The following is a 23,634-nucleotide window of genomic DNA, read 5'->3' as shown; positions in this document are numbered from 1 at the left end:
CCTCAGCCGAGGGCCCCGGCCGGCGGGTGGACCGGACCGGGGATTCAGGCATGCCGGCGCTTCCTCAGGGTTTCATAGATGGCTGTGGGCAGCAGACCCACCAGAAGAGGGCGCAACGCTCCGATATGGCCCCGCCATGACAGCCCGAGCATTCGGCAGGCCCGCCAGGCCACCCGAGCCTCATCCACCCGGCGGCGATAGTCCCGGCGGCGATTGGTGGCACGGTCCTCCCGCACCTCGTAAAGCACTTGGTCCAGGTTGTGGCCCTTGAATCCCGCAGCGTAGACCCGCACCCATAGGTCGTAATCCTCCACTCGGCCCACATCGGTCCGGTAGCCGCCAACCCGCGCCAGCACTTCCCGACGCATCATGCAGGGGGCATGGGTGAATGGCGTGCTCCAAGCCAGGCTTTCGAGAGAAGGATCCTGCTGCCTCGGCCGGATGGTGCCCCAGAACCCCTTCTCATCAAAGGACGCCATGGCGCCACTCACTACGGCGCAGCTGGGATGCGCATCCAGATACGCCACCTGGATGGCCAGCCGGTCAGGCCGGGAACGGTCGTCGCCATCCATGCGCGCCAGGTACTCCCCCTTGGCGTGCTGAAAGGCCAGGTTGAGCGCAGCCGCCAAGCCCAGATTCCGGGGGTTCCGAATCAGCACGAAGCGGGAATCACGGTCCACGAAGGATTGGGCGATCTCGGGTGACCGGTCGGTGGACCCATCGTCGCAGAGGATCATCTCCCAGTCCGTAAAGGTCTGGGCCAGGATGGATTCCAGAGCCTCCACCAGGGTGGCCTCGCACTGATAGATCCCGGTGAGAATGGACACCCTAGGCATGAAGCGCCCCTTCCTGAACCATCCTGGCTTTGTCCGCCCGGACTTGTTCCATGAACCAGGTCTGCTCGAACCGCTTGGCCACCAGCTCCCGGCCACCGGCTCCCAAGCGGGCCCGCAAGGAGGGATCAACTAACAGGCGCCGCAGAGCCGAAGCAAGGGCAGGCCCATCCTTCACCGGCACGACGAGCCCGGTGATTCCGTCCACCATGGCATCCAGGGGCCCAGGAATGTCGGTGACCACGACGGGCAGCCCCATGGCCTCCGCCTCGACGACCGCCATGCCGAATCCTTCCCGGTAGCTGGGGAACGCGAAGACATCCATGCAAGCCAAGTACTCCGGGACCCACCGAGTGGGAGGCACCCAGATCACCTGATTGGAGGCCTGGGCCCAGGCCAGGAGCGCGGGATCCAAGGTCTTGAGAAAATCACAGGGGCCGACAAGCATCAGGCGAGCCTCGGGATGATCCGAGAGCAACTGCTGGGCTGCGAAGAGCAGTTCATTACAGCCTTTGTCCCGGCATACGGCCCCGACAAATCCGATGACCACATGACCCTCGTCCAACCCCGCCTCCTGGCGGTGGACCGCGCGCCAGGATTCTCGCTGGTCCGCATCAAACCGCCCGAGGTTCACCCCGCAGGCGCTTCCATGGCCGATGACGCGGCCCTTGGAAGGTGGGTACAGGCCTTCGTCGATGGCAAAGGCCAGATTGCTAGCGCTGTCGGGTTGCACCAAGGTGGAACAGGCACAGACGAAGCGTTCCACCGCCTTGAAAAACGAGCGCGTCAGGCCGGAAAATCCCACATAACGAAGCCCCCACTGGGCGTATAAGCGCCGTGGCTGACCGGCGAGACGCGCCGCCAGGGAAGCGCAGAAGGCGGCGTTCGGAGTGGAGTACTGCACGAGGTCGAAGCGTTCCCGGCGGAACAATCTGAACAAAGCCAAGAAACCCCTGATGGTTCCAAGGGCTGAAGACCCGCGGACAATGGGCAGGGGCACATGGCGCACCCCGGCAGGCGGAGCAGGTTGATTCCCCGTCCTGGGTGCGGAGACCCAAGTAACCTCCCAACCGGCTTTCACCAGAGTCTCGGCCTGTTGCCGGACGAAGGTGTCCAAGGTGACATAGAGGGTCGTGACAAAGCAGATGCGCCACGAGGAACGAGGGATCGGCGTCGTGTTCATTTCGAGTAGCTGTAGTGGTAGGCGTATCGGTGGTAGCGATAGCCGCCTTTCCGCTCTGGCACGTCATTGAGGATGCAGCCCCGCAGGCGCAGACCCCCGACTTCAAGGCGCTGGGCCGCGGCTCGGATCTCCTCGAGGGGATGCTGGCCGGCCTTGGCGAGGAGCAGGACCGCTCCGACACGGGTGCCGATCACGGCGGCATCGGTGACGGCCATGACGGGGGGGGCGTCGATGATCACGTGGTCGTAGGCGGCGCAGGCCTCCTTCACCAGACTGCTGAACCGATCGGACATGAGCAGCTCTGCCGGATTGGGGGGGATGGCGCCTGTGGTGAGAACATCCAGCCCCTGCACCGAGTGGATGGCCTCCCGCCAGTTCATCGCACCGGCGAGCACCTCGGAGAGGCCACGATCGCGCCTGGGGATGCCGAAATAGAGGTGCAACCCGCCCCGCCTCATATCCGCATCCACCAGCAGCACCCGCTTGCCGCCCTGGGCGAGCACCGCAGCAAAATTGCTGCTGACGAAGGACTTGCCAATGGAGGGTGAGGGACCGGCGATCATGATCGCCTGATTGGGCGCGTCCAGCATGGTGAAGTGCAGGCTGGTGCGCAGGCTGCGCAAGCTCTCGATCGCCTGATCCTCAGGGGTGGACGTGGCCAGAAGAAGCCCCTCCCCCTGTTGGTTCTGGATGTCCTTGAATAGTTGCGCCTGTCGGTCGCTGTGGGGGATGGTGACGATCACCGGAAGCCCCAAGCTGGCCTCGATCACCCTGGGATCCTCCACCCCTTGATGGAGCAGGCGTCGGAGGATGGCCAGACCGATGCCGACAGCCAGACCCAGGATGGCGCAGAGGCCGAGAATCTGGCCGCGATTAGGCCTGACAGGCCGCAGGCTCGGCAGGGCGTGGTCCACGATGCGGGCGTTGCCGATCTCGCCGGCCCTGGCTACCTGCAGCTGCTGGGCGTTGTTGAGCAGGGCGGTGTACATGTCCGTGTCCACCTGGACATCGCGCATGAGGCGCACCAGCTCCTGCTGGGTGCGGGGGAGGGCCCGCACCTTGCCGTCGAGCTGGCGGGCTTCGCCGCTCAGCTTGGCGATCTGCTGGTCCAGGGTGGCCACCACGTCCGAGCGCTCCTTGTAGGTGCGGAGCACCTCGTCCTTCTTCTGCTTGAGCGCCAGAATCTGGCCTTCCAGGTCCACGCTCTGCTTGAGCACCAGCTTGGCCTCCTCGGGCAGGTCCACGGAGCCGGCCTGCATGCGGTACTGGTTCAGCTGGTTCTCGGCGGCCTCCAGCTTGGCCTTGAGCTGGGGCAGCTGCTCCTGCAGGAAGGCCAGGGTCTTGGAGGCCTCCTCGGCCTTGCGCTCGATGTTCTGCCGCACGTACTGGGCCACGATCTCGTTGAGGATTTCGGCCCCGCGGATGGGGCTGCGGTGCTCGAAGCTGAGACCCAGGATGTTGGTCTGCTTGCCCTTCTCGGCCACCTGCAGGCCCTGGCGGAGGGCTTCGATGGCATCGAGGATGGGCTGGCGGGTGAGGCTGAAGCGTTGGCCCGGGGGGGCCACCAGGCGGCGCACCTGAAGGACCAGGGGCTGGCCCTGCCAAGCCGCCTTGAGTTCCTCACCTTCGTGGCCCGTGGCCAGCGCCCGGCCATCGGGATCCTCCCAGCGGAAGGCACCGTTCTCCCCGGCGACAAGGCGGAAGGCCGCGCCCATCAAGGGAGCAGGCACCTCGAAGCGCTCGATGCGCAGGCTGGGGGCATCGGGGCGGCGGCGCACCAGGGCATCGCCCACCAGGGGGTTGAAGGTGGGCTGGGCCACGGTGTCGAGGGCCAAGGCCTCCACCGTGCGGCCCAGCACCAGGTTGCTCTTGAGGATCTCGATCTCGGCCTGGGCCACGGTGGGCTGGTCCAGCAGGCTGGACAGGGCCTCCATGCCCGGGCCGCCCTTGCCGCCCTTCTTGTCCTCCACCTGGAGCAGGGCGTCCACCTGGTAGACGGGGCTCTTGCGCCAGGCGTAGTAGCCGCCCAGCAGCAGGGCCAGCAGGGTGGCGCCCAGGATGAGGTGGCGGCCCTCCCACAGGTTGGCGATGAGCTCGCCCAGGGAGACCTCGTCCCCGCCTCCGGGGCCACGGAGGTCCTGGGCGGCGGGACGGGAGGATGGTTCGGTGGCGCTCATGGGTTCCTTGGGGCAAGTCGGGGGAGCCAGGTCTGGATGGCGCCCTGGATGTGTTCGCAGGCGAGGCGGTGGGCCTCGGGGCCGCCCTGGATGGGGTCGGCGATCTCCTGGCCGCCGGTCTTCCCGGCATCTGTTCCTTCACCCTCGGAGGACAGCCAGTGCCCCAGCAGGAAGACCCGGCCCCGGGCGTGGGGGGTCAGGGCCTCGCAGGCTTCCTTCTGGGCCCGGTCCATCACCAGGACCAGGTCCGAGTCCCGGATCAGCTCGGGACTGACCTGGCGTCCCCGGTGGGCCTCGAGGTCGAGGCCCAGCTCCGCGGCCAGGCGCCGGGTCTCCTCGTGGGCGGGCTGGGCCACCAGGGCCCCCAGCCCGGCGGAGCGCACCTCGATGCCGGGGTCGAGGGCCTTCCGCAGCAGGGCTTCCGCCAGGGGGCTGCGGCAGTGGTTGCCCTCGCACAGGACGAGGATGCGGCGGATGGCGAGGGGCATGGGCTACTGGCTGAGGTACTTGACTTCGGAGGCGGTGGAGGTGAGGGCGGAGACCGTGGGCACGATGAGGCTCACGACGCGGTTCCAGCGCACCAGGGGGCCGGCGTCCACGTAGACCAGGTCCCGGGGCTGGAGGGCAAAGCGGTCGGCCAGCACCATGGCCACGGGGTTGTAGGCGTCCAGGTGGAACACGTCCACGGCGTTCTCGGCCTGGCCGCGCCGGAACACGTAGATGGACCGGGCCTCGGCGGTGGTGGTGTTGATGCCGCCGGCATCGGAGATGGCCTGGGCCAGGGACAGCTTGCCGTGGTAGGTCGGCACCGAGCGGGGGTTGCGCAGCTCGCCCAGGAGGTAGACGGGTTCCTCGTCCCGGCTCTGGACATGCACGGAGTCACCGTCCCGAAGCAGGATCTGACCGATGCGGTTGCCCCGGGTCATGAGCTGGAGGAAGTCGAGGGACCAGGTCCGATCCCCGCGGGAGACCAGGACGTGGCTCTGGTCCGCCGTGGGCAGAAAGCCGCCGGCACGGTTGACGGCCTCCGCCAGAGTGAAGGGGATGTCGGTGACGTTGTAGACGGCTGGGTTGCGCACCTCTCCGCTGATGAAGACCCTTTGAGACCGGTAGGCGATGACTTGCACGTTCACCTGGGGCCGCTGGAGCACGTCATCGAGCTTGGCGGTGAGGAGAGCGCGGGCCTCCACCACCGTGAGGCCCGCCACCTTCACGCGGCCGATGTAGGGGTAGAAGAGGAAGCCGTCCTCGTCCACCACCATGCCGGTGGCGGCATCGGTGCGGTACTGGCCCAGGGGCAGGGTCAGCTCGGGGTGGTCCCAGACGGTGACCATGAGGATGTCCTGGGGGCCGATGCGGTAGGGCTCGACCTTGGCGGCCAGCAGCTCCTTGACCTCCGTGGAGGCCGGGCGGGCCCCGTAAGTCTTGAGGGTCTCGGGGTTCAGGGGATGCAGGGTGACGTCCTGGCCGTTCACCCGGGTGCGGGTCTCCCGCTCGAAGGCGCGCTCGTTGAACTTCATGCCCGGGGCCCGGCAGGCGCCCAGCAGGAGGGTCAGGCCCAGGACGGCCAGGACCGGGAGGCGCCGGCAGAGGGCCGGGGCACCCGGCATAGAGGACGGGTGGATCGGGAGAATCTCAGACATTCCATTCCTATCGGTCAGGTACGAGCTGGAGGCCAGTTTCAACAGAGCCTCATATCGTCTCATTCGTGGCCGGGGATTCACAATTCGAGACTAAGTGACAAGAGGCACAGACCGCCCGGATCGAGCTTTCGCGCCCGGGCAGAAAGGGGTGAGCCCCGGTGAAAGTGGTTTTTTGCCATCGGTTTCGCCAGTAACGGTGATTGCGTCTCGGATGCGTTCCGTGTGGACTGGCCAAGTGCGGCCTCCGGCGAAAGGCCTTTTTTGCCACCGATTTCGCCGATGGCGCTGATTGGGCCTCGGATGGGTCCCGCATGGGCCGGCCAGAGGCCGCTTCCGGCTTCGCCGGAAGTCATGGGGGGCGCCAGGACCGCGAGCCCCCAAAAGATCGCGGCCCTGGCGCGCCCCATGGAGCCCACGCTGCGCTGTAGCCGGATATCGCTTTTAAATCACTGAAATCAGCGAAATCGGTGGCGAAAAACATCTTTTTCTTTGGTGTCGGATTTGCCGACCCCCCGGGCTAAGCTGTCTCTCCCTTCCCGACATGGAGACAGACGATGCAGGAGCACGATCCTCTGACGGAGCGGATCATCGGCTGCGCCTTCAAGGTGGCCAACACCCTCGGCCACGGCTTCCTGGAGAAGGTCTACGAGAATGCCCTGGCCCACGAGCTGCGCAAGGCGGGACTTGAGGTGATCCAGCAGCATGGCCTGGAGGTTCATTACGACGGCGCGCTGGTGGGTGAGTTCCAGGTGGACCTGCTCGTGGAGGGCCGAGTTCTTGTGGAACTGAAAGCGGTCGCGGGCATCCTGGACGCCCACATGGCCCAGAGCCTCAACTACCTCAAGGCCAGCGGAAAGCCTGTGTGCCTGCTCCTGAACTTCGGCCCGAGCCTTCAGGTCCGGAGACTGGTTCACGGGGGCTGAGAAATCCTTTTTAGCCACCGATTTCGCCGATGGCGCTGATGGGGCCTCGGATGAGTCCCGCATGGGCCGGCCGCAGGCCGCTTCCGGCGTTGCCGGAAGTCATGGGGGGCGCCAGGGCCGCGAGCCCCCGAAAGATCGCGGCCCTGGCGCCCCCCATGGAGCCCATGCTGCGCTGGGGAAGAGAATCGCTTTTAAATCACTGGAATCAGCGAAATCGGTGGCGAAAAATGCTTTGCGCTGGATGTGCCTCTGCCTCCCCGGGAAACCTGTTCATCCTGTTCCGGTTTTTGGTGGTTACATGGAGGCCCACGGCTTCGACCTTCCAGCGGAGACCCCCATGAGCCACCTGCCCGCGGACGCGCGCACCCGCGTCACCCTTCCCCAGCTGCACGCCTGGCACCACGCGGGACGGAAGCTCGTGATGGTCACGGCCTACGATGCCGCGACCGCCCGCATCGCCGATGCGGCGGGCGTGGACCTGATCCTCGTGGGCGACAGCGTGGGGAACGTGTGCCTGGGCTTCGAGAACACCCTGCCCGTCAGCATGGCCATGATGAACCACCACCTGGAGGCCGTGGCCCGCACCCAGCCCACGGCCATGCTGGTGGCGGACATGCCCTACCTGAGCTTCCACCTCAGCGTGGAAGACACCCTCCGCAACGCGGGAGGCTTTCTCCAGCGCGGGGCTCAGGCGGTGAAGCTCGAGGGCGGGGCCAAGCGCCTGCCCATGATCCACGCCCTCATCGACGCGGAGATCCCCGTCATGGGGCACCTGGGCCTCACGCCTCAGAGCGTGAACCCCATGGGCGGCTTCAAGGTGCAGGGCAAGCACAAGGGCGACGCCATCCGCCTGCTGGAGGACGCCCAGAAGCTGCAGGACGCGGGCTGCTTCAGCCTGGTGCTGGAGGGCATCCCCGCGGACCTGGCGGCCCGGGTGACGGAAACCCTGGAGATTCCCACCATCGGCATCGGGGCCGGCCCCCGGTGCTCGGGCCAGGTGCTGGTCTTCCACGATGTGCTGGGCCTCCTGCCGGGCACCTCGCCGAAATTCGTGCGCCGCTATGCCGAAGGATTCCAAGACCTGCGAGACGCCCTGGCCCTCTGGGCCGAGGATGTCCGCTCCGGAGGGTTCCCCGACGACCGGGAATCCTATACGCTTCCAGAAGCCGTTCGTCCGGTTCTGACCCAGTGGCACCCCTGATCGCGCCCTTGGTAAACTGACAGGCGCTTTCTGAAGGATCCCGCTTTTGTCCATGCGAGTCGTCCGTTCCATTGCTGATCTCCGTGCCCTCCTGAGACCCTTGCGGGACGAGGGCAAGCGCATCGGCTTCGTCCCCACCATGGGATTCCTGCACGAGGGCCACGGGGCCCTCATCCGCCAGAGCGCCGCCCGCTGCGACGCCACGGTGGTGTCCATCTTCGTGAACCCGACGCAGTTCGGCCCCGGCGAGGACCTGGCCAGCTATCCCCGGGACCTGGAGCGGGACCAGAACCTCTGCCTGGAAACCGGGGCCACGGTGCTGTTCATGCCGGAGGTCGCCGAGATCTACCCCACGGGCTTCCAGACCCATGTGGAGCCCGGCCACCTGGCCGACACCCTCTGCGGCCGCTACCGCCCCGGCCACTTCCGGGGCGTGGCCACGGTGGTGGCGAAGCTCTTCAACATCGTGCAGCCGGACCTGGCGTTCTTCGGCCAGAAGGACTTCCAGCAGACGGCGGTGATCCGCCGCATGGCCCGGGACCTGAACCTCACCGTGGACGTGGTGGTGGTGCCCACGGTGCGCGAGGCGGATGGCCTGGCCCTGAGCAGCCGCAATACCTACCTGGACGAGGACGGGCGGAAGCGCGCCCTGACCCTCAGCCAGGGTCTGCTGGCGGCGAAGGCCGCCTTCGATGAGGGGGAGCGGGAGCCGGCGAAGCTGCTGGGGACCGCCCGGGCCCTCATGACCGGAGCGGACTCCATCCAGTACCTGGAGCTGGTGGATGCCCAGACCCTGGAGCCCCTGCAGGCCCCTGTGGACCGCTCCGCCGCCCTCTGCGTCGCCGCCTACCTGGGCAGCACCCGCCTCATCGACAACGTCCTCCTGACCCCTTCCGTACACGGGACGGGAACCGGTGGCGGCCAGGGCGCCTGAGCGGGTTCCGGCGAAAAGCGTTTTAGCCACCGATTTCGCCGATGGCGCTGATTGGGGCTCGGATGGGTTCCGCATGGGCCGGCCGGAGGCCGCCTCCGGCTTCGCCGGAAGTCATGGGGGGCGCCAGGGCCGCGAGCCCCCAAAAGATCGCGGCCCTGGCGCCGCGGGCCGCCGTCCCTGCGCCGGGGCGGCCCCGGGCCCCCCCCCCCCACCCCCCCCCCCCCCCCCCCCCCCCCCCCATGGAGCCCATGCTGCGCTGGAGCCGGGAATCGCTTTTAATCACTGGAATCAGCGAAATCGGTGGCGAAAACAGCATTTCACAGAAAGAGCCTCACCCTTCGGACTATCCGCGCCTCCTCCCATGGATGGAGGCCCTCACTAGGGCCGGGGGTTAGAATGGCGGCGTCCTCCGGGTGACTGTCCGGAGACGCATTCCGGGAGGTTCCATGCTCGTCCCGATCCTGATTTCCGCGGCTCTCATCGCCATGCCCCAGGGGCGCGGCCATGGCCGAGGCGGGGATGACGGCCCGCCAGGGCACGCCCGCGGCCGCGATGGCGTGCCTCCGGGCCTGGCCAAGAAGGGCGGCATGCCCCCGGGCCTGGCCAAGAAGTTCGGCTCCCGGTTGCCCGAGCGGCCCTACATTGCCGTGGATCCCCGCTACACCGACCGGGCCTATTTCCTGATCGATGGCCGCTGGGAGCTGCGCAAGGGCTTCAATGTGGGCCTCCAGGCCGAGGTGCGTGATGTCCTCCGCATGCCCGCCGCGCCTCCCCCGGTGCCCCTGCCCCGGGTGGGCGTGGACCTCCACGTCGCCCTGTTCAACTAGCGAGGAGAATCCATGTTTCGCCACTTGATGAGCGCCGCCCTCCTGGCGGCCGTTTCCCTGACTGCTCCACCCGCCACGGCCCGGCCTGACGACCACCGGGGCTGGCGCGGCGAACGGGAGGAACGGCATGACGATCGCCGCGACGACCGCCGTGATGACCGCAGGGATGATCGCCGGGATGACCGCGAGGACCAGAAGTACTGGAAGGAACGCGACAAGGCCGAGCGCAAGTACTGGAAGGAGCGGGACAAGGAGGCGCGCAAGTACGAGCGCCACCGCTACGATGACGATGATCGCGACCACGACCGCGACCGCGACCGGCCGCGCCGCTACCGGGCCCCCGGCTGGATGGACGGCTACTGGCGTCCCGGCGACGACCGGCGCTACGTGGCCCTGGTGCCCGGCGATCCCTCCCGCTGCTACGTCTTCCTCGAAGGCCGCTGGGTGCTGCGCCAGATCCGCGACCCCCGGGCCCGTCTGGACCTGGAAGGGGCCTTCCGCCTGCCCGTAGCCCCGCCCCCGGTGGCCCCGCCCCGGCTGGGCGTGGACTTGCACGTGGTGCTGTTCAACTAGACTGGGCAAAAATCGAGGATGGACCCGGGGTACACCTGGGTCCATCCTTATGCGTTGGCCGGGACTCCCTTGAGAGCCTGGACCGGAGGATGCATGCTGCGTCACTTCCTGCTCGGTAAGATCCATCGCGCCACCGTGACGAGGGCCGATCTGGACTACGTGGGATCGATCACGCTCGATCCGTTGCTCATCGAGGCCGCCGGCTTCATGGAGAACGAGAAGATCGACATCTACGACGTGACCAACGGGTCGCGCCTGTCCACCTATGTGATCCCGGGGATCCCGGGATCCGGCGAGGTGGGCATCAACGGGGCCGCCGCCCACCTGGTGCAGAAGGGCGACCTGGTGATCATCGCCGCCTACGGCTGGATGACCGCCGAGGAGGCCGAGACCGTGGCGCCCAAGGTGGTCTTCGTGGACGAGCGCAACCGCATCACCGAGCGCCGCCGCCAGGAGCGCACCCCCCTCTGCACCAGCGCCTTCACGGACTGAAAAGCCTATTCGCCACCGATTTCGCCGATTTCAGTGATTTAAATGCGATTCCCGGCTCCAGCGCAGCATGGGCTCATGGGGGGTGGCAAGGCCGCGCCATTTTGGAAGCGCGGCCCTGCCACCCCCCATGACTTCCGGCAAAGCCGGAAGCCGCCTGCGGCGGGCCCACGCGGAACCCATCCGAGGCCCAATCAGCGCCATCGGCGAAATCGGTGGCTAATAATTTATTAAATCCTGTTAATCCATCTTTTAATCCTGTCAATCCTGTCCCCGCTTCTCCCTCCTCAAGGAATGAACACCAACTCCGGAACCTTCGACCGTTGGCGCGGCATCCTAGGGTCATGGTAGAAATGACCTACCCTTCGGCCTGGCACGGCCCTGGGGCCCGCAGTCGGGGCATGGCGACCTCCTGCACGATTCTGAAAGGTTGGTTCCATGGAAGTCCGCAAGTCCCTGGTGGTCAATTCGACCCCCCTGGAGACGCGCATCGCCCTGCTTGAGAACGGCCAGCTCTGCGAGCTGTTCCTCGAGCGGACGATGAACAAGAGCCAGGTGGGGGATGTGTACAAGGGCCGCGTGGCCAAGCTGCTGCCCGGCATGCAGAGTGCCTTCGTGGGCATCGGGGGCGCCAAGGACGGCTTCCTCTACCTGGATGACCCCATGGCCCAGCGCCTGGGCGCCGACCTGTCCGCCGAGGAGGATGGCGAGGAGGCCGCCGAGGATCTGCCGCCCCCGCCGCCGCCCCTGCCCCCGCTCAAGGAGGGCGAGGAGACCCTGGTGCAGGTGGTGAAGGATCCCATCGGCTCCAAGGGGCCCCGGCTGTCCCGCCACCTGAGCTTCCCCGGCCGCTTCCTGGTCTTCATGCCGGGCATCGACCACATCGGCATCTCCCGCAAGATCACGGATCCCGAGGAGCGCGAGCGCCTGCGTGAGCTGATCCGAAGCCACGCCCAGCCCGGCGAGGGCTTCATCGTCCGCACGGCCGCCATCGGCGAGAAGGACGAGGACCTGGTGGGCGACGTCGCCTTCCTGCGCCAGATGTGGCAGGAGATCCAGGCCAAGGCCGAGACCGTGCCCGCGCCGGGCCTGGTCTGGCACGACCTGCGCCTGCTGCAGAAGGTGCTGCGCGACATCTTCCGCGAAGAAGTGGCCAGCTTCTGGGTGGACGACCCCGAGGCCCACCGCGAGGTGCTGGCCTTCGTGGAGAAGCTGCACCCCGAGTGGGCGAACCGGGTGAAGCACTTCACCTCGGACCTGCCCATCTTCGAGGCCTTCGGCATCGAGTCGGAGATCGAGGCGGCCCGCCAGCCCAAGGTCTTCCTCAAGCACGGCGGCTCCATCGTGCTGAACCAGACCGAAGCCCTGGTCAGCGTGGATGTGAACACGGGCAAGTTCGTGGGCAAGAAGGATCTGGAGGAGACGGTCTACCTCACGAACCTGGAGGCCATCCCCGAGATCGTGCGCCAGCTGCGACTGCGCAACCTGGGTGGCATCGTGGTCATCGACTTCATCGACATGGTGGATCCGGTCCATCGCGAGGAGGTGCTGGCGCGGCTCCAGGAGGAGCTGAAGCGCGACCGCAACCACGCCCGGGCCGGCGGCATCTCCGAGTTCGGTCTGGTGGAGCTCACGCGCAAGCGCACGGGCCCCTCGCTGGAGCGGCAGCTGACCCAGCCATGCCCCGCCTGCAACGGCACGGGCCGCCACCAGAGCCCCGAGACCTCGCTGCTCAAGGCCTACCGCGAGCTGGTGCGCCTGGGCGAGCGCCTGCGCGGGGCGGACGTGCGCCTGACCCTGCATCCGGATCTGTCCGGTGCCCTGCACCAGGAGGCCCGCGAAGGCCTGCTGCAGCTGGCCCGCCTCCTCGGCGCGCGCGTGCAGTGGATCGAGCGCCCGGACACCCCGCGGCACTCCGTCATGATGGACGTGCAGCTGCCCGGCCAGGACAGCGCTACTGCCTGATCCGGGTCTGGGGCCCAACCAAAAGCTTTTTGGCCACCGATTTCGCTGATTGCGCTGATTGGAACTCGGATGGGTTCCGCATGGGCCGGCCAGAGGCCGCTTCCGGCTTTGCCGGAAGTCATGGGGGGGGGGGGGGGGGGGGGGCCCCCCCCCCCCCCCGGGCCCCCCCCCCGCCGCGGGCCCCCCCCGCCCCCCCCCCGCCCCCCCCCCCCCCCCCCCCCCCCCCCCCCCCCCCCCCCCCCCCCCCATGGAGCCCATGCTGCGCTGTGGCAGAGAGTCCTTTTTTCATCACTGAAATCACTGGAATCGGTGGCGAAAAAATCCTTTGGCTTTCAGAACCCACGGCTGGCGGGGCGCCCCTTCCACATCGCCCCACCTCGATCTTCCATGTCTGATGACCCGGGAATCCCGTATAGACTGGCGGATGCGGAGCCGGAACTCCGCCTGCGGGCGGCCAGGCCTTCGACTTCCCGGGCGCCACCAACCATGGATTCCCGAGTGAGATACGATCGACTGGCGCTGAACCTGTCCTGCCTATTGGCCGGCTTGCCGCTGGCGGCCCAGATGCCGCCCGGCTGGTCCCGCCAGGAACCCCTGGGTGCCGGCCGGCAGGGCGCCTGGTACGGGGGAGGCGTCTGGGCCGGGGACAAGCACAGCGCGCCGGCCACCTTCGTGGACAGCCTTGGCCTCGGGAACGCCCTCACCGGCCAGGGCACGCACCTGGAGGCCGGATGGAGCGGAGCCCGCTGGGACCTGGCGGGGCAGATCAACGCCTGGCGGGATGCCGAGGGCCAGTCCCGGATCATCGTCCAGCGCTTCCACATCGCCTACGCCTCCGCGGGCGGATGGCGCACCGCGCTCGAACAGGAGCCCCTGGTGTGGGGCTACGGGCTCAATGGCGGCTATGTGCTGGGCGAGGCCGCACGGCCCTTCCCCAGGTTCCGGGTGGAAAGCCCGTTCACGGACATCCGCGTGTTTGGCGTGCCGCTCGGCACCTGGAAGGGGCAGATCTTCCTGGGCCAGGTGGAAGGCCACAAGGTGATCGGGGAGAGCAGCCAGGATCCCTCGTACCGGCAGCGCGCCATCGCCGACATGGGGGATCCGCAGCGCCCCTTCCTGTCCGGCCTCCGACTGGAGTCCCAGCTCGGCGAGAGCACCGAGCTGTACATCAACTACATCAACCTGTTCGGCGGCAGCGTCCAGGGGAGGTCCCTCACCGAGGGGTACCAGGCCCGCCATTGGATCGCCTCGTTCTTCGGCTTGAAGGACTCCTATGCCGAGGGGGGGGTTGGCCTGAATGGCTCTTCCTCGTTCCTGAGCACGGGCCGCGTCAAGAGCGCCTCTACCTCCGATGTCGGCGTTCGGATCCGCCTGAATATCCTCGAGCGCCTGTTCGAAGCCGAGGACGTGCGCTTCTACGTATCCCGCGGCTCGAAGGCCGTGAACACCCGGATGCAGTGGCTGATCCATCGACCAGGCACGGCCTTTCGCAAGGACCTCCGCAACGACTGGATCAGCCTGACCCAGGCGCCGTTCAGGCCCTGGAACCAGCGATCCCGCTATGTCCTCCCCAGCCCTGCCGTTCCCAACGATGCGGTGGGACTCCTGGTCAATTGGGGCAGGGTCCGGCTCGGCGTAGAGTACCTCGACACGGCCAACAGCCTGCTGAACCCTGACAACCCAGGTCTTACAAACCACCGTACCTTCGAGCAGGACACCTACCTGTCCGGCTTCTATCAAGAAGGGGACCCGCTGGGCAATGCCACCGCCGGCGAGGCGCGGACAGTCACCCTGCGCGCCGAGATCGACTGGACGCCCCGATGGGCGACGAGGACCTGGCTGCTCGGGGGCGACCGCCCCTTCCGGGAATCCATTTACGGAACGGATCGACCTTATCAGGACGGCCTAGCCGACTGGCTCCTGGACCACCCCGGTGCCATGCCAGTTCGCAACCGGTTCCTGGGCCTCCAGCAGGTCGTGGTGTGGCGGCCGGACCCGGTGCTGCGCGTCCAGGCCGGGGTCAGCACCCAGCGCCAGAACGCCTACCTCAACGTGAAGGGCGACGCACGCACCGGCTTCCGGTGGTTCATCGATCTGGGCTGGACCTGGCCGAGGCGCTGACACCCCCCGGCAACGGCCGAGGCTACAAGGTTCGACGGCTCTCGGCGAAAGGATTTTTAGCCACCGATTTCACCGATGGCGCTGATGACGCCTCGGATGTTTGCCGCATGGGCCGGCCAGAGGCCGCTTCCGGCGTTGCCGGAAGTCAAAGGGGATGCGAGGGCCGCGCTCCCCAAAAGGGCGCGGCCCTCGCACCCCCTTGAGCCCATGCTGCGCTGGGACAGGGAATCGCTTTTCATCACTGAAATCGGCGAAATCGGTGGCGAAAAACGTTTCTGCTTCGAGCTGAAGGCTATCCCAGACACGTCGGGCAGCGCATCCCCAGCTGGAGGTTCTCGATGAGTTCGGGCACGCGGTCCAGGCTGCGCACTTCGTAGAGGGGGGCGTCGGGATCGTGGTGGGGCCGCGGCTTGGCCTCTCGGTTCACCCAGATGGCCGTCCAGCCCGCCGCCAGGGCGCCCTCCACATCGTCGGTCCAGCTGTCGCCCACCATGGCGAGGTTGCCCGGGAAGAGCCCCAGCCGCCGCTGCACGGCCTCGTAGGCCGCGGCCTCGGGCTTGAGGGCGCCCAGGTCCGCGCTTCGGTGTTGCAGGCGGATGCGCTCGGAGATGCCCAGGCGGTCCAGCAGCTCCAGGCCGAAGCTCTGGGTGTTGGAGAGCAGCGCCACCCGAGCCAGGTCGCGGACCGAGGCCACCACTTCCGGCGCGCCGGGAAAGCACTCCGCCTGGTCCCCCGCCTCGCGGAAGGCCTGGGCCATGGCCTCCATCTGGTCCGGGTCGAGGCCCGCCGGCTCGCGCCAAGCCTCCAGGAAGGCCTCCACGGACGCGTAGGGGCGGATCATCCCATCCCGCATGAGGGCGGCGTGCAGGTGCTCCTGCTCGGGCCGCAGCAGGCCCTTCAGCCGCTGGAACGGGCTGCCCGCCGGACTGAAGACCAGCGTGTTCCAGAGGTCGAAGACGACGGCGCGGATCATGCGGGTCCGTGGATCATCGGGCGGATCATCGAGTGGTTCAGCGGATGGTTCACCGGGTGGGTCATCGGCCGGTGGTCTTCCGGGTGGTGAACGGCACGCCGAACTCGATGCCCATCACCTCGAAGCGGGCCTCGCCGGCCAGGCTCCAGGTGGCGGACTCGTGGCGCACGGCGGCGGCCGTGATCGGCCCCCAGGCATTCTTGAGGTCCGCGTAGGTCATCACCACCTCGGCGTGCAGGGTGCTCCGGCCCTTCGGGGCCAGGTCCATGCCCTCCGGGAAGCCGATGGCGCCCAGGGCATGGTCCCCGCCCTGGGCCGCCAGCCGCAGGTTCCCGCTCACGCGCCGGGTGCGGAGGCGCATGTCCGACGCGTTGTCCACGCCCACGTCCAGGCGCAGCCGCAGCCGCGACTGCTCCAGGGGAAGGGCCAGCTCCACCTGGGGTTCCACGCGGTCCAGCGAGAAGTGGAGCTGGCGGGCAGCCTCCTGGTAGCGCAGGGCCGGGTTGATGGCGTCGCAGCCGGCGAGGAGCACGAGGGCCGAGAGGGCGAGGGCGCGCTTCATGTCAGGCTCCGCGGTAGATCACGCAGTTGTCGGTGGTCTCGTACACCTCGATCTGGCAGAGCTGCGGCAAGGCCGGCTTGAGCTGCTCCCAGATCCACACCGAGATGTTCTCGGCCGTGGACAGGGGGATCAGGTCGTTGAGGAAGCGGTGGTCCAGCTTTGCGATGACCTTCTCGGTCACCACCTTCGAGAGGTCGTCGAAGTCGATGATCATGCCCGTCTCGGGGTTCACCTGGCCTTCCAGCGACACGAACAGCTTGTAGCTGTGGCCGTGCAGGTTGCGGCACTTGCCGGGGTGGTTGTAGATGAAATGGGCCGCTTCGAACCAGTACTCTTTGCGCAGGATCATGGCACTCACGAAGAAAAGGCCCCGCAGTCGCGGGGCCCTTCATTCTAGCAGCGGCCGGCTACTTGACCGCGTTCAGGATCAGGGCCAGCGGCGTCAGCGCCTGGAGGTTCTCCTGCCAGCTGGTGTCGCGGCGGAACCGCTGGGGCACCAGGACCGTGTCGCCAGGCTCCACGGCCTTCCCCTCGATCCAGGAATCCAGGATGCGGCCATCCGCCTTGAGCAGCCGGATGTTCGAGGTGTCCGCATTCCGCGTGGTGCCCCCGGCAAGCTTCAGCAGATCGGACACCTTCATGCCCTTCCGCACCTTGTAGGTGGCGAAGGGACTGGCGGTCTCGCCCACCACATAGGCGGCCTCGGAGGCCCGGGGGATGATGATCTCGTCCCCGTCCTGGAGTTCCACGTCCGACAGGCCATCGCCCTTCAAGGCCCCGCCGAAGTCCACCACCATCCGGTTCAGGCTTCCGGCCAGCAGGCCATGCAGGAGGGGGTTCTTCAGCAGCTGTCCGGTGGCTGGCTGACGCTTGGTCTCGTTCAGGCGCTCCAGGATCTCGTTGATGCCCTTGGCCGTGGGGTCCTTCCCCGCGAGACCGGATTCCTCGGCCGCCCGCTGGAGCGAGGCGTCCTGGGTGCTCATGCGCCGCAGGAAGATGCCCGCCTGGGGCATCGCATCCGCCGTGAGTCCGCCGGCCCGCTTGATCACCTCGGACAGCCGGGGATGAGGCGAATCCAGGGTGTACGTCCCGGGGCGGACCACCTGGCCCGTGATGCGCACGGCCCGATGCACCTTGTAGTCGGGCTTCTCGAAGAGGCTCAACTGATCGTCGGCCTCGATCCGGGGGTTCACCGCATCGTCCAGCAGGGCGATGGGACTGCCGGTTTCCGTGGAAAGCAGCTTCGCCAGATCCAGACGGATCACCTCGCTGGGCCGTCCCTGCTTGCTGCGGGCCAGTTCCGCCACCAGCCGGTCCGCGGATTTGGCCGGCACCCCGGCGCGGAAGATGAGGTCCGAAGCCCGCATGCCCTCATGGAATGCGTAGGTTCCGGGGCGGGCGACGGGGCCGAGCACCGTGACCAGCAGGGGCAGCCGCAGGTCCTCCAGGCGGAACAGCTCGATCCGGTCCCGGTCCTCCAGCAATAGGTTGTGAGTGGCATCCCCGGCGAGGGCCTTGTCCACGTCGAAGGTCAGGAAGCGGGTGGTGCCATCCACGGCGGTGCGCACCACCTCGCCGCGGGCCCGATAGGTGTCCGGCAGCACCTGCGCGTCCTTGCGCAGCAGATCACCGATCCTCAGCCCTTCGGTGCGGGCGAAGAATCCGGGAACCCGGGCCCAGCCGGCGATCTGGATCACGGGGCCCGTGCGCTCCCGCTGCGGGAGGGCGGACAGGACATCCCCCCGCTGGAGGGCCACTTGCCCCGCCGACGGGAGGGGCACATCCCGGCCACTCAAGGTGCCGGAGGCCTCGCGGCGGCGCAGGGTCAGGGTGCCAGGCCCGGCCTCGGGCGCGAACCCACCGGCGAACCGGAGTGCGTCCGCGGCGGTCTCGCCATCGCGAAGTTCGAACTGCATCCGGGGGGCCCGGCCCGTCGACTCCCACCGGCGGAGCCAGGAGGGCAGGTTCTCATCGGCCTCGGAGCGGAGCACCGGTTGCTCGGTCTCGGGGTTGATCCGCACCCGATGGTCCCCAGCCGGGGGTTCCTTCAGCGCCACCATCTGCCGCTTCAGGAAGAAGAGGCGGTCTTCCAGATTGGACCGTTCCGTGAGGCTGAGGACCACGGGAACCTGGGGTGCCCTCGGCACGGCCTGCTGACCAGCGCCTTCTTTGAGGGCCGCCCCTTCAGCCAGAGACGCTTCCGTCTCCTGGGCGGCCGCGGTCGGGGACAGCTGGGCCTCGATGGCCTTGATTTCCCGCTGGATCCGCTTCCGCTGATCCTTGAGAGGGTCCAGGTCCAGGTCTTCGGCCTGGGGCTGCTCCCCCTTCTTCGCGAGGTCCACCGGCGCCGAAGCCACGCGCTGGAAAGCCCCTTCCAACAGCACCTGGTTCTGGGCCAGGGGCACGAAGACGGTGTCGCCGTTCTGGAGCGCCACATTGGGATTCCCCAGACCCTCGGCCCGCAGGGGGTAGAGGTCCAGGCCCGCCACCTTCTGGCCCCCGCGCATCACCCGGATGTCGCGGTAGCTGCCCACGGCCGTGGGGCCGCCTGCCAGGCTGAGCACGTTGACGAGGGAGCTGAGGCTCGACACCAGGTAGCTGCCGGGCTTGTAGACCTCGCCCAGCACGAAGACCCGCACCTCACGGAGCTTGATCACCTGCAGATCCACGGAGGAGCGCGAGAAGTTGCGGCCCACCACGCCCTGCACCACCTGCTTGGCACGGCCCAGCGTGAGCCCGCCCACCTTGGCCGTGCCCACCTTGGGGATGACGATCTCGCCGCGGCCATCCACCTGCACGGGCAGGTCGAAGGTGGCGCTGCCAAAGACATTGAGGTTGAGGCGGTCACCGGTGCCCAGCACATAGTCCTCGGCGATGCCGCCTTCCGTGGCCGCAGAGCCGCGCTGGCGCACGTCGAACAGATCCGCCGCGAAGCGGCGGGGCCCCTTCTCCCGGTGCTTGAGGGCCTGGATCTCGCGGTCGAGCTTCTCGTCGGCATCCAGCTGGCGCGCAGCCTCTTCCGGCGTGGTCGACGTGGCTGGAAGGGCCGTGGACCTGGCGGGCACGGAATCCGCCGCGCCGCCCGCGCCCTGGGCCGAGGCCGCCTGCTTCAGGGCCTGCAGATCCAGGCCCTGGGGCAGCTGGGCGGAAAGGGTGGTGGCGACCGCCAGGGCCAGGATGGTGCGAGGAATCGAGACGCGCATCAGGACAGTCCTATCGGTGTGGATTCCGGAGGGATCCGTCCCACCGGTGGAGCAGAAGGCATGATGATCCAGTATGCCCGACCCTTGGCAGACCTCGGCCTCTGGAGGGGCGCAGATCGGTCAAAGCCTCGTGTGGGATCCGGAGACTTCGCGGACGTTGCCGGACACCATGAAGGGGATCTCCCGCCGAACCTGGGCCGTCGCGGGCCGGTCCTTTGCCGTCACGCGGTCCTTGAAGGCCTTGAGGGCCAGGATCGCCAGGATCGCCAGGCCCGTTCGCGACATGGCCTCGTGTCCCGGGAGATTCGTGGCGTGCAGCATGGGCAGGGCGGCGATGGTCAGCAGGGTAGGCGTGGCGAACCAGGAGCGCCCGTTCATCCGATCCATCATCCAGTGGTGCAGGTGGCTGCGATCGGCTCCGCCGAGGGGAAGCCCCTTCCAGGCCCGGATGCCCACCACTAGCAGGACATCCACGGTGGGATAGGCGAAGACCCACAGCAGCAGGTTGGGATTCCTCAGCGCGAAGGCCTCCACCCCGAGGATGGCGAAGAGGGTGCCCAGCATGAGAGCCCCGCAGTCGCCCAGGAAGTGCCGGGCCTTCGGGAAATTCAGGACCAGGACTGCCCCCAGCCCCCCCCAGAAGAGGCCGGACTGGGCCCCGAGGTTCCAACCCAGCACGCCCAACGCCAGGGCGGCAAACCCCATGGCCAGGCCGTTGATGCCATCGATGAGGTTGTAGGCTTGGGGCAGGGCCCAGAACCACAGGGTGAGCAGGGGCACGAGCACAGCGGGGTGGCTGGACAAGGTGAAGTCCAGGAAGGACACCTCTTCCAGCTGCCGCCCAATCGTCCCGGCCACATGGAACGCCAGCATCAGCGCCACACCGAAACCCGCCATGGCCTTGTACCGCGGACGGAGGTCGAAGCGATCATCCAGCATGCCGATGAAGGCCATGGCGTACACACCCGCCCAGTCGGCGACATTCAGATGGAAGCGCCACTGGCCCGTGGCATGGGCTGCCATAAGAAGCAGCCATAGCACCAGGCCCCCTGTCCGCGGCGTGGGCCGCCCATGCTTCTTCCGGGCGGCGTCCGGGAGGTCCATCCATCCGAGCGGCCCCACCCAACGGATCAGCGCCCCGGAGAGCGCGAGCCCAAGGGCGAATCCGATCGCAGGTTGAGTCCAGGGAGATGCCACGACGTCCTCGGCAACAAGAGGTTCAGAGGAAAGAGAGGTCGCTGCTCGGGCCAGGGTTTATAAAATCGCTAGGGTGCAATAATTGCATCACATTCGACGTTTTGCAAGATACAACCGGTAACCTTTCTCCCACGATGTGAGGCCAGGAGGCCTATTCCGGGGGATCTGCTATGCTGATCCTGCCGATTTCCACCTGCTCCCCTTCGGCGGCGACCTCTGCAGGAAGCCCACCTCCCCAGGCCAACCAAAGCCCCCGGCGGACGGGTTTCATGGAGCGATCGCTGGAGCCCCGGCCGGTGCCCGGGCTCAGGGGGAGCCACCAAAGGGCCGCACGGCCCGGAGACCGCATGAACGCACTCAAGTTCAATCCCACGACCGTCTCGGTCGACTTGGGCGGCACGCCCATCAGCCTCGAGACCGGCCGCATCGCCAAGCAGGCCCACGGCGCCGTCATCGTCCGCCAGGGCGACACCATGGTCCTCGTGGCCGTGTGCTACGGCACCCCCCGCGAAGGCATCGACTTCTTCCCGCTGACCGTGGACTACCGCGAGCCCGTGCTGGCGGCCGGCAAGATCCCCGGCGGCTGGTTCAAGCGCGAGGGCCGCCCCACCACCAAGGAGACGCTGACCTCCCGCCTCATCGACCGTCCCCTGCGACCCCTGTTCGAAGAGGGCTACAACGGCGACACGATGATCACCGCCCAGGTGCTCAGCTACGACGGCCAGCACGCCCCCGAGACTCTGGCCATGGTGGGCGCCTCCGCGGCCCTCATCATCAGCGAGATCCCCTTCGTGAACCCCGTGGGCGGCGTCCGCGTGGGCCGCGTGAACGGCCAGCTGGTGGTGAACCCCACCGTGGACCAACGCGCCGAGAGCGACATCGACCTGCTGGTGGCCGGCACCGCCGACGCCCTGGTGATGGTGGAGTGCGGCGCCAAGGAAGTGCTGGAAGCCGACATGGTGAAGGCCCTGGCCTTCGGCCACGACCAGATCAAGACCCTCGTGAAGCTGCAGAAGGATCTGCAGGCCAAGGTGGGCAAGCCCAAGGTCGCCGCCGTCAAGGCCGAGCGCAACGAAGCCGTGTACAAGGAAGTCGCCGCCGCCTTCGCCGAGAAGCTCTTCGCGGCGCTGACCATGAAGGTGAAGATCGAGAGCTACAAGGCCATCGACGTCCTGAAGAAGGAGGCCGTGGCCCAGTTCACGGCCGACAAGCCCGAACTGAAGAAGGACGTGGTCGCGTGCTTCGACGAGCTGAAGGAGACCCTCTTCCGCAACGCCATCCTCAAGCAGGGCGTGCGCCTGGACGGCCGCAAGTTCGACCAGATCCGCCCCCTCAACATCGAGGTCGGCGTCCTCCCCTCCGCCCACGGCAGCTGCCTCTTCACCCGCGGCGAAACCCAGGCGCTCGTCACCGCCACGCTGGGCACCATCAACAACATCCAGATCATCGACGGGCTGGAGGAGGAGTACAAGAAGAAGTTCTACCTCCACTACAACTTCCCCGGCTACAGCGTGGGCGAGTGCAAGCCCAACCGTGGGCCCGGCCGCCGCGAGATCGGCCACGGCATGCTGGCGGAGCGCTCCATCTTCGCCGTGCTGCCTCCCGCCGAGGAGAACCCCTACACCGTGCGCGTGGTGAGTGATATCACCGAGAGCAACGGCTCGTCCTCCATGGCCACCATCTGCGGCGGCACGCTGGCCCTGATGGATGCCGGCATCAAGCTCAAGGCCCCCGTGGCGGGCGTGGCCATGGGCCTCGTCAGCGACGGCGACAAGTTCGTGGTGCTGTCCGACATCGCCGGCCAGGAGGACCACTACGGCGACATGGACTTCAAGGTCGCCGGCACCGAGAAGGGCATCACCGCCCTGCAGATGGACATCAAGATCGGCGGCATCACCACCGAGATCCTCACCAAGGCCCTGGATCAGGCCAAGGCCGGCCGCCTGCACCTGCTGGACGCCATGGGCAAGGTGCTCGCCATGCCCCGCGCCGAGTACGCCAGCAACGCCCCCCAGATGCACAGCATCCAGCTCCCCAAGGAGAAGATCCGCGACGTCATCGGCAAGGGCGGCGCCACCATCCGCAACATCATCGAGGTGAGCGGCTGCGAGGTGAACATCGACGACGACGGCCTCTGCCAGGTCGCCGGCCCCACCACCGAGAAGCTGAACATCGCCCTCAAGATGATCGGCGACCTCATCCAGACCGCGGAAGTTGGCAAGACCTACCTCGGCAAGGTGGCTAAGGTCGTCGAGTTCGGCGCCTTCGTCACCATCCTCCCCGGCCTGGACGGCCTCCTGCATGTCAGCGAGATCGCCCACCACCGCGTGAAGGATCCCGCCGACGAGCTGAGCGAGGGCCAGGAAGTCATGGTCAAGTGCATCGGCATCGACGAGAAGAGCGGCAAGATCAAGCTCAGCCGCAAGGCCCTCATCCCCAAGCCCGAGGGCATGGAAGAAGAGCCCGCCAGCGAAGGTGGCGACGAGCCCCGCCGCGAGCGGCGGCCGCGGCCGCGGCGATAGGCCCTGGTTGGGGGGGGCCGGGTTGTAGAACCTGGCCCCCTTATTCTCTTGGAGCGTCCAGCTACATCCCACCAGCCTACTGGCCGGGTCCCTGGCATGACCCGCGCGGATATGCCCTGACCATTGAGTTCCCCCTCCTTGAATCCGATACAGTGGTCTGATCATAGCGATCGGAGCCATCCAATCTTGGGAAGGGCCGAGTTCCTCTGCTGTGCTGCTCACCACCACTACCGACGCCAAGCCTCACAGATGGCGTTGCATTTCTTGAGGAGCCCCGAAATGTATGTCGACCCAGGCTCTGGCTCCAT

At 67.4% G+C, this 23,634-nt stretch carries 19 protein-coding genes; 9 read left to right on the top strand and 10 right to left on the bottom strand.

Features of this window, described 5'->3' with window-relative positions; translation table 11 throughout:
- Window positions 1-44: 44 nt before the first annotated feature.
- Genes MLE64_RS09525 through MLE64_RS09505 form a run of 5 tightly spaced genes read right to left on the bottom strand, consistent with a single transcriptional unit; the run spans window position 45 to window position 5,836 of the window.
- Entirely contained in the window at window positions 45-836 is a 792-nt protein-coding gene (locus MLE64_RS09525) for a glycosyltransferase family 2 protein (protein ID WP_243317505.1), read from the bottom strand.
- Window positions 829-2,016 carry a glycosyltransferase family 4 protein gene (locus MLE64_RS09520; protein ID WP_243317504.1) on the bottom strand — a complete coding sequence of 396 codons (1,188 nt, stop codon included), beginning with the start codon at window positions 2,014-2,016 and terminating at the stop codon, window positions 829-831. The genes MLE64_RS09525 and MLE64_RS09520 overlap by 8 nt, the downstream gene beginning before the upstream one ends.
- On the bottom strand, window positions 2,013-4,193 hold the full coding sequence (locus MLE64_RS09515) for a polysaccharide biosynthesis tyrosine autokinase (RefSeq protein WP_243317503.1): 2,181 nt from the start codon (window positions 4,191-4,193) through the stop codon (window positions 2,013-2,015). Before MLE64_RS09515 ends, MLE64_RS09520 begins: the two co-directional genes overlap by 4 nt.
- Window positions 4,190-4,681, bottom strand: coding sequence for a low molecular weight protein-tyrosine-phosphatase (locus MLE64_RS09510; protein WP_243317502.1), 492 nt, complete (start codon window positions 4,679-4,681; stop codon window positions 4,190-4,192). The genes MLE64_RS09515 and MLE64_RS09510 overlap by 4 nt, the downstream gene beginning before the upstream one ends.
- A gap of 3 nt (window positions 4,682-4,684) precedes the next feature.
- Window positions 4,685-5,836 carry a polysaccharide biosynthesis/export family protein gene (locus MLE64_RS09505; protein ID WP_243317501.1) on the bottom strand — a complete coding sequence of 384 codons (1,152 nt, stop codon included), beginning with the start codon at window positions 5,834-5,836 and terminating at the stop codon, window positions 4,685-4,687.
- Between the two features lie 554 nt (window positions 5,837-6,390).
- Between MLE64_RS09505 and MLE64_RS09500 the strand changes: the two genes are divergently transcribed.
- From MLE64_RS09500 to MLE64_RS09465, 8 genes are all read left to right on the top strand, one after another.
- The gene (locus tag MLE64_RS09500) at window positions 6,391-6,759 is read left to right on the top strand and encodes a GxxExxY protein (protein WP_243317500.1); all 369 of its coding nucleotides are present in this window, start codon (window positions 6,391-6,393) and stop codon (window positions 6,757-6,759) included.
- Between the two features lie 337 nt (window positions 6,760-7,096).
- Window positions 7,097-7,960 (top strand): 3-methyl-2-oxobutanoate hydroxymethyltransferase, encoded by an 864-nt coding sequence (gene panB, locus MLE64_RS09495; RefSeq protein WP_243317499.1) that lies wholly within the window; start codon window positions 7,097-7,099, stop codon window positions 7,958-7,960.
- A gap of 52 nt (window positions 7,961-8,012) precedes the next feature.
- Window positions 8,013-8,894 (top strand): pantoate--beta-alanine ligase, encoded by an 882-nt coding sequence (panC, locus tag MLE64_RS09490; RefSeq protein WP_243317498.1) that lies wholly within the window; start codon window positions 8,013-8,015, stop codon window positions 8,892-8,894.
- 446 nt (window positions 8,895-9,340) lie between these two features.
- Window positions 9,341-9,721 carry a hypothetical protein gene (locus tag MLE64_RS09485; RefSeq protein WP_243317497.1) on the top strand — a complete coding sequence of 127 codons (381 nt, stop codon included), beginning with the start codon at window positions 9,341-9,343 and terminating at the stop codon, window positions 9,719-9,721.
- Between the two features lie 12 nt (window positions 9,722-9,733).
- Window positions 9,734-10,294, top strand: a complete 561-nt coding sequence (locus MLE64_RS09480; RefSeq protein ID WP_243317496.1) for a hypothetical protein — start codon at window positions 9,734-9,736, stop codon at window positions 10,292-10,294.
- 93 nt (window positions 10,295-10,387) lie between these two features.
- On the top strand, window positions 10,388-10,786 hold the full coding sequence (panD, locus tag MLE64_RS09475; RefSeq protein ID WP_026853130.1) for an aspartate 1-decarboxylase: 399 nt from the start codon (window positions 10,388-10,390) through the stop codon (window positions 10,784-10,786).
- A 435-nt stretch (window positions 10,787-11,221) separates the two neighbouring features.
- Window positions 11,222-12,748: an Rne/Rng family ribonuclease gene (locus MLE64_RS09470; protein ID WP_243317495.1), complete on the top strand. Its 1,527-nt coding sequence runs from the start codon at window positions 11,222-11,224 to the stop codon at window positions 12,746-12,748.
- A gap of 498 nt (window positions 12,749-13,246) precedes the next feature.
- The gene (locus MLE64_RS09465) at window positions 13,247-14,869 is read left to right on the top strand and encodes a capsule assembly Wzi family protein (RefSeq protein WP_243317494.1); all 1,623 of its coding nucleotides are present in this window, start codon (window positions 13,247-13,249) and stop codon (window positions 14,867-14,869) included.
- 292 nt (window positions 14,870-15,161) lie between these two features.
- Here MLE64_RS09465 and MLE64_RS09460 read toward each other — a convergent pair whose 3' ends face one another.
- The 5 genes from MLE64_RS09460 to MLE64_RS09440 all read right to left on the bottom strand — a co-directional run bounded on the left by MLE64_RS09460 (window position 15,162) and on the right by MLE64_RS09440 (window position 20,711).
- Window positions 15,162-15,842 (bottom strand): HAD family hydrolase, encoded by a 681-nt coding sequence (locus MLE64_RS09460; RefSeq protein ID WP_243317493.1) that lies wholly within the window; start codon window positions 15,840-15,842, stop codon window positions 15,162-15,164.
- A gap of 61 nt (window positions 15,843-15,903) precedes the next feature.
- Window positions 15,904-16,404, bottom strand: a complete 501-nt coding sequence (locus MLE64_RS09455; protein ID WP_243317492.1) for a hypothetical protein — start codon at window positions 16,402-16,404, stop codon at window positions 15,904-15,906.
- A 1-nt stretch (window position 16,405) separates the two neighbouring features.
- The gene (queD, locus tag MLE64_RS09450) at window positions 16,406-16,753 is read right to left on the bottom strand and encodes a 6-carboxytetrahydropterin synthase QueD (protein WP_243295660.1); all 348 of its coding nucleotides are present in this window, start codon (window positions 16,751-16,753) and stop codon (window positions 16,406-16,408) included.
- Window positions 16,754-16,811: 58 nt separating this feature from the next.
- Complete coding sequence (locus MLE64_RS09445; RefSeq protein WP_243317491.1) at window positions 16,812-19,607, bottom strand: SLBB domain-containing protein; 2,796 nt, start codon at window positions 19,605-19,607, stop codon at window positions 16,812-16,814.
- Window positions 19,608-19,727: 120 nt separating this feature from the next.
- Window positions 19,728-20,711: an MraY family glycosyltransferase gene (locus MLE64_RS09440; protein WP_243317490.1), complete on the bottom strand. Its 984-nt coding sequence runs from the start codon at window positions 20,709-20,711 to the stop codon at window positions 19,728-19,730.
- Between the two features lie 440 nt (window positions 20,712-21,151).
- Between MLE64_RS09440 and pnp the strand changes: the two genes are divergently transcribed.
- Complete coding sequence (pnp, locus tag MLE64_RS09435; protein WP_243317489.1) at window positions 21,152-23,326, top strand: polyribonucleotide nucleotidyltransferase; 2,175 nt, start codon at window positions 21,152-21,154, stop codon at window positions 23,324-23,326.
- Window positions 23,327-23,634 lie beyond the last annotated feature (308 nt).

The organism is Geothrix paludis (assembly GCF_022808815.1).
In the GTDB taxonomy this organism is placed as follows: domain Bacteria; phylum Acidobacteriota; class Holophagae; order Holophagales; family Holophagaceae; genus Geothrix; species Geothrix paludis.
Note: the sequence above shows the minus strand (reverse complement) of the source record. Positions and strands in the feature narration are given on the sequence as shown.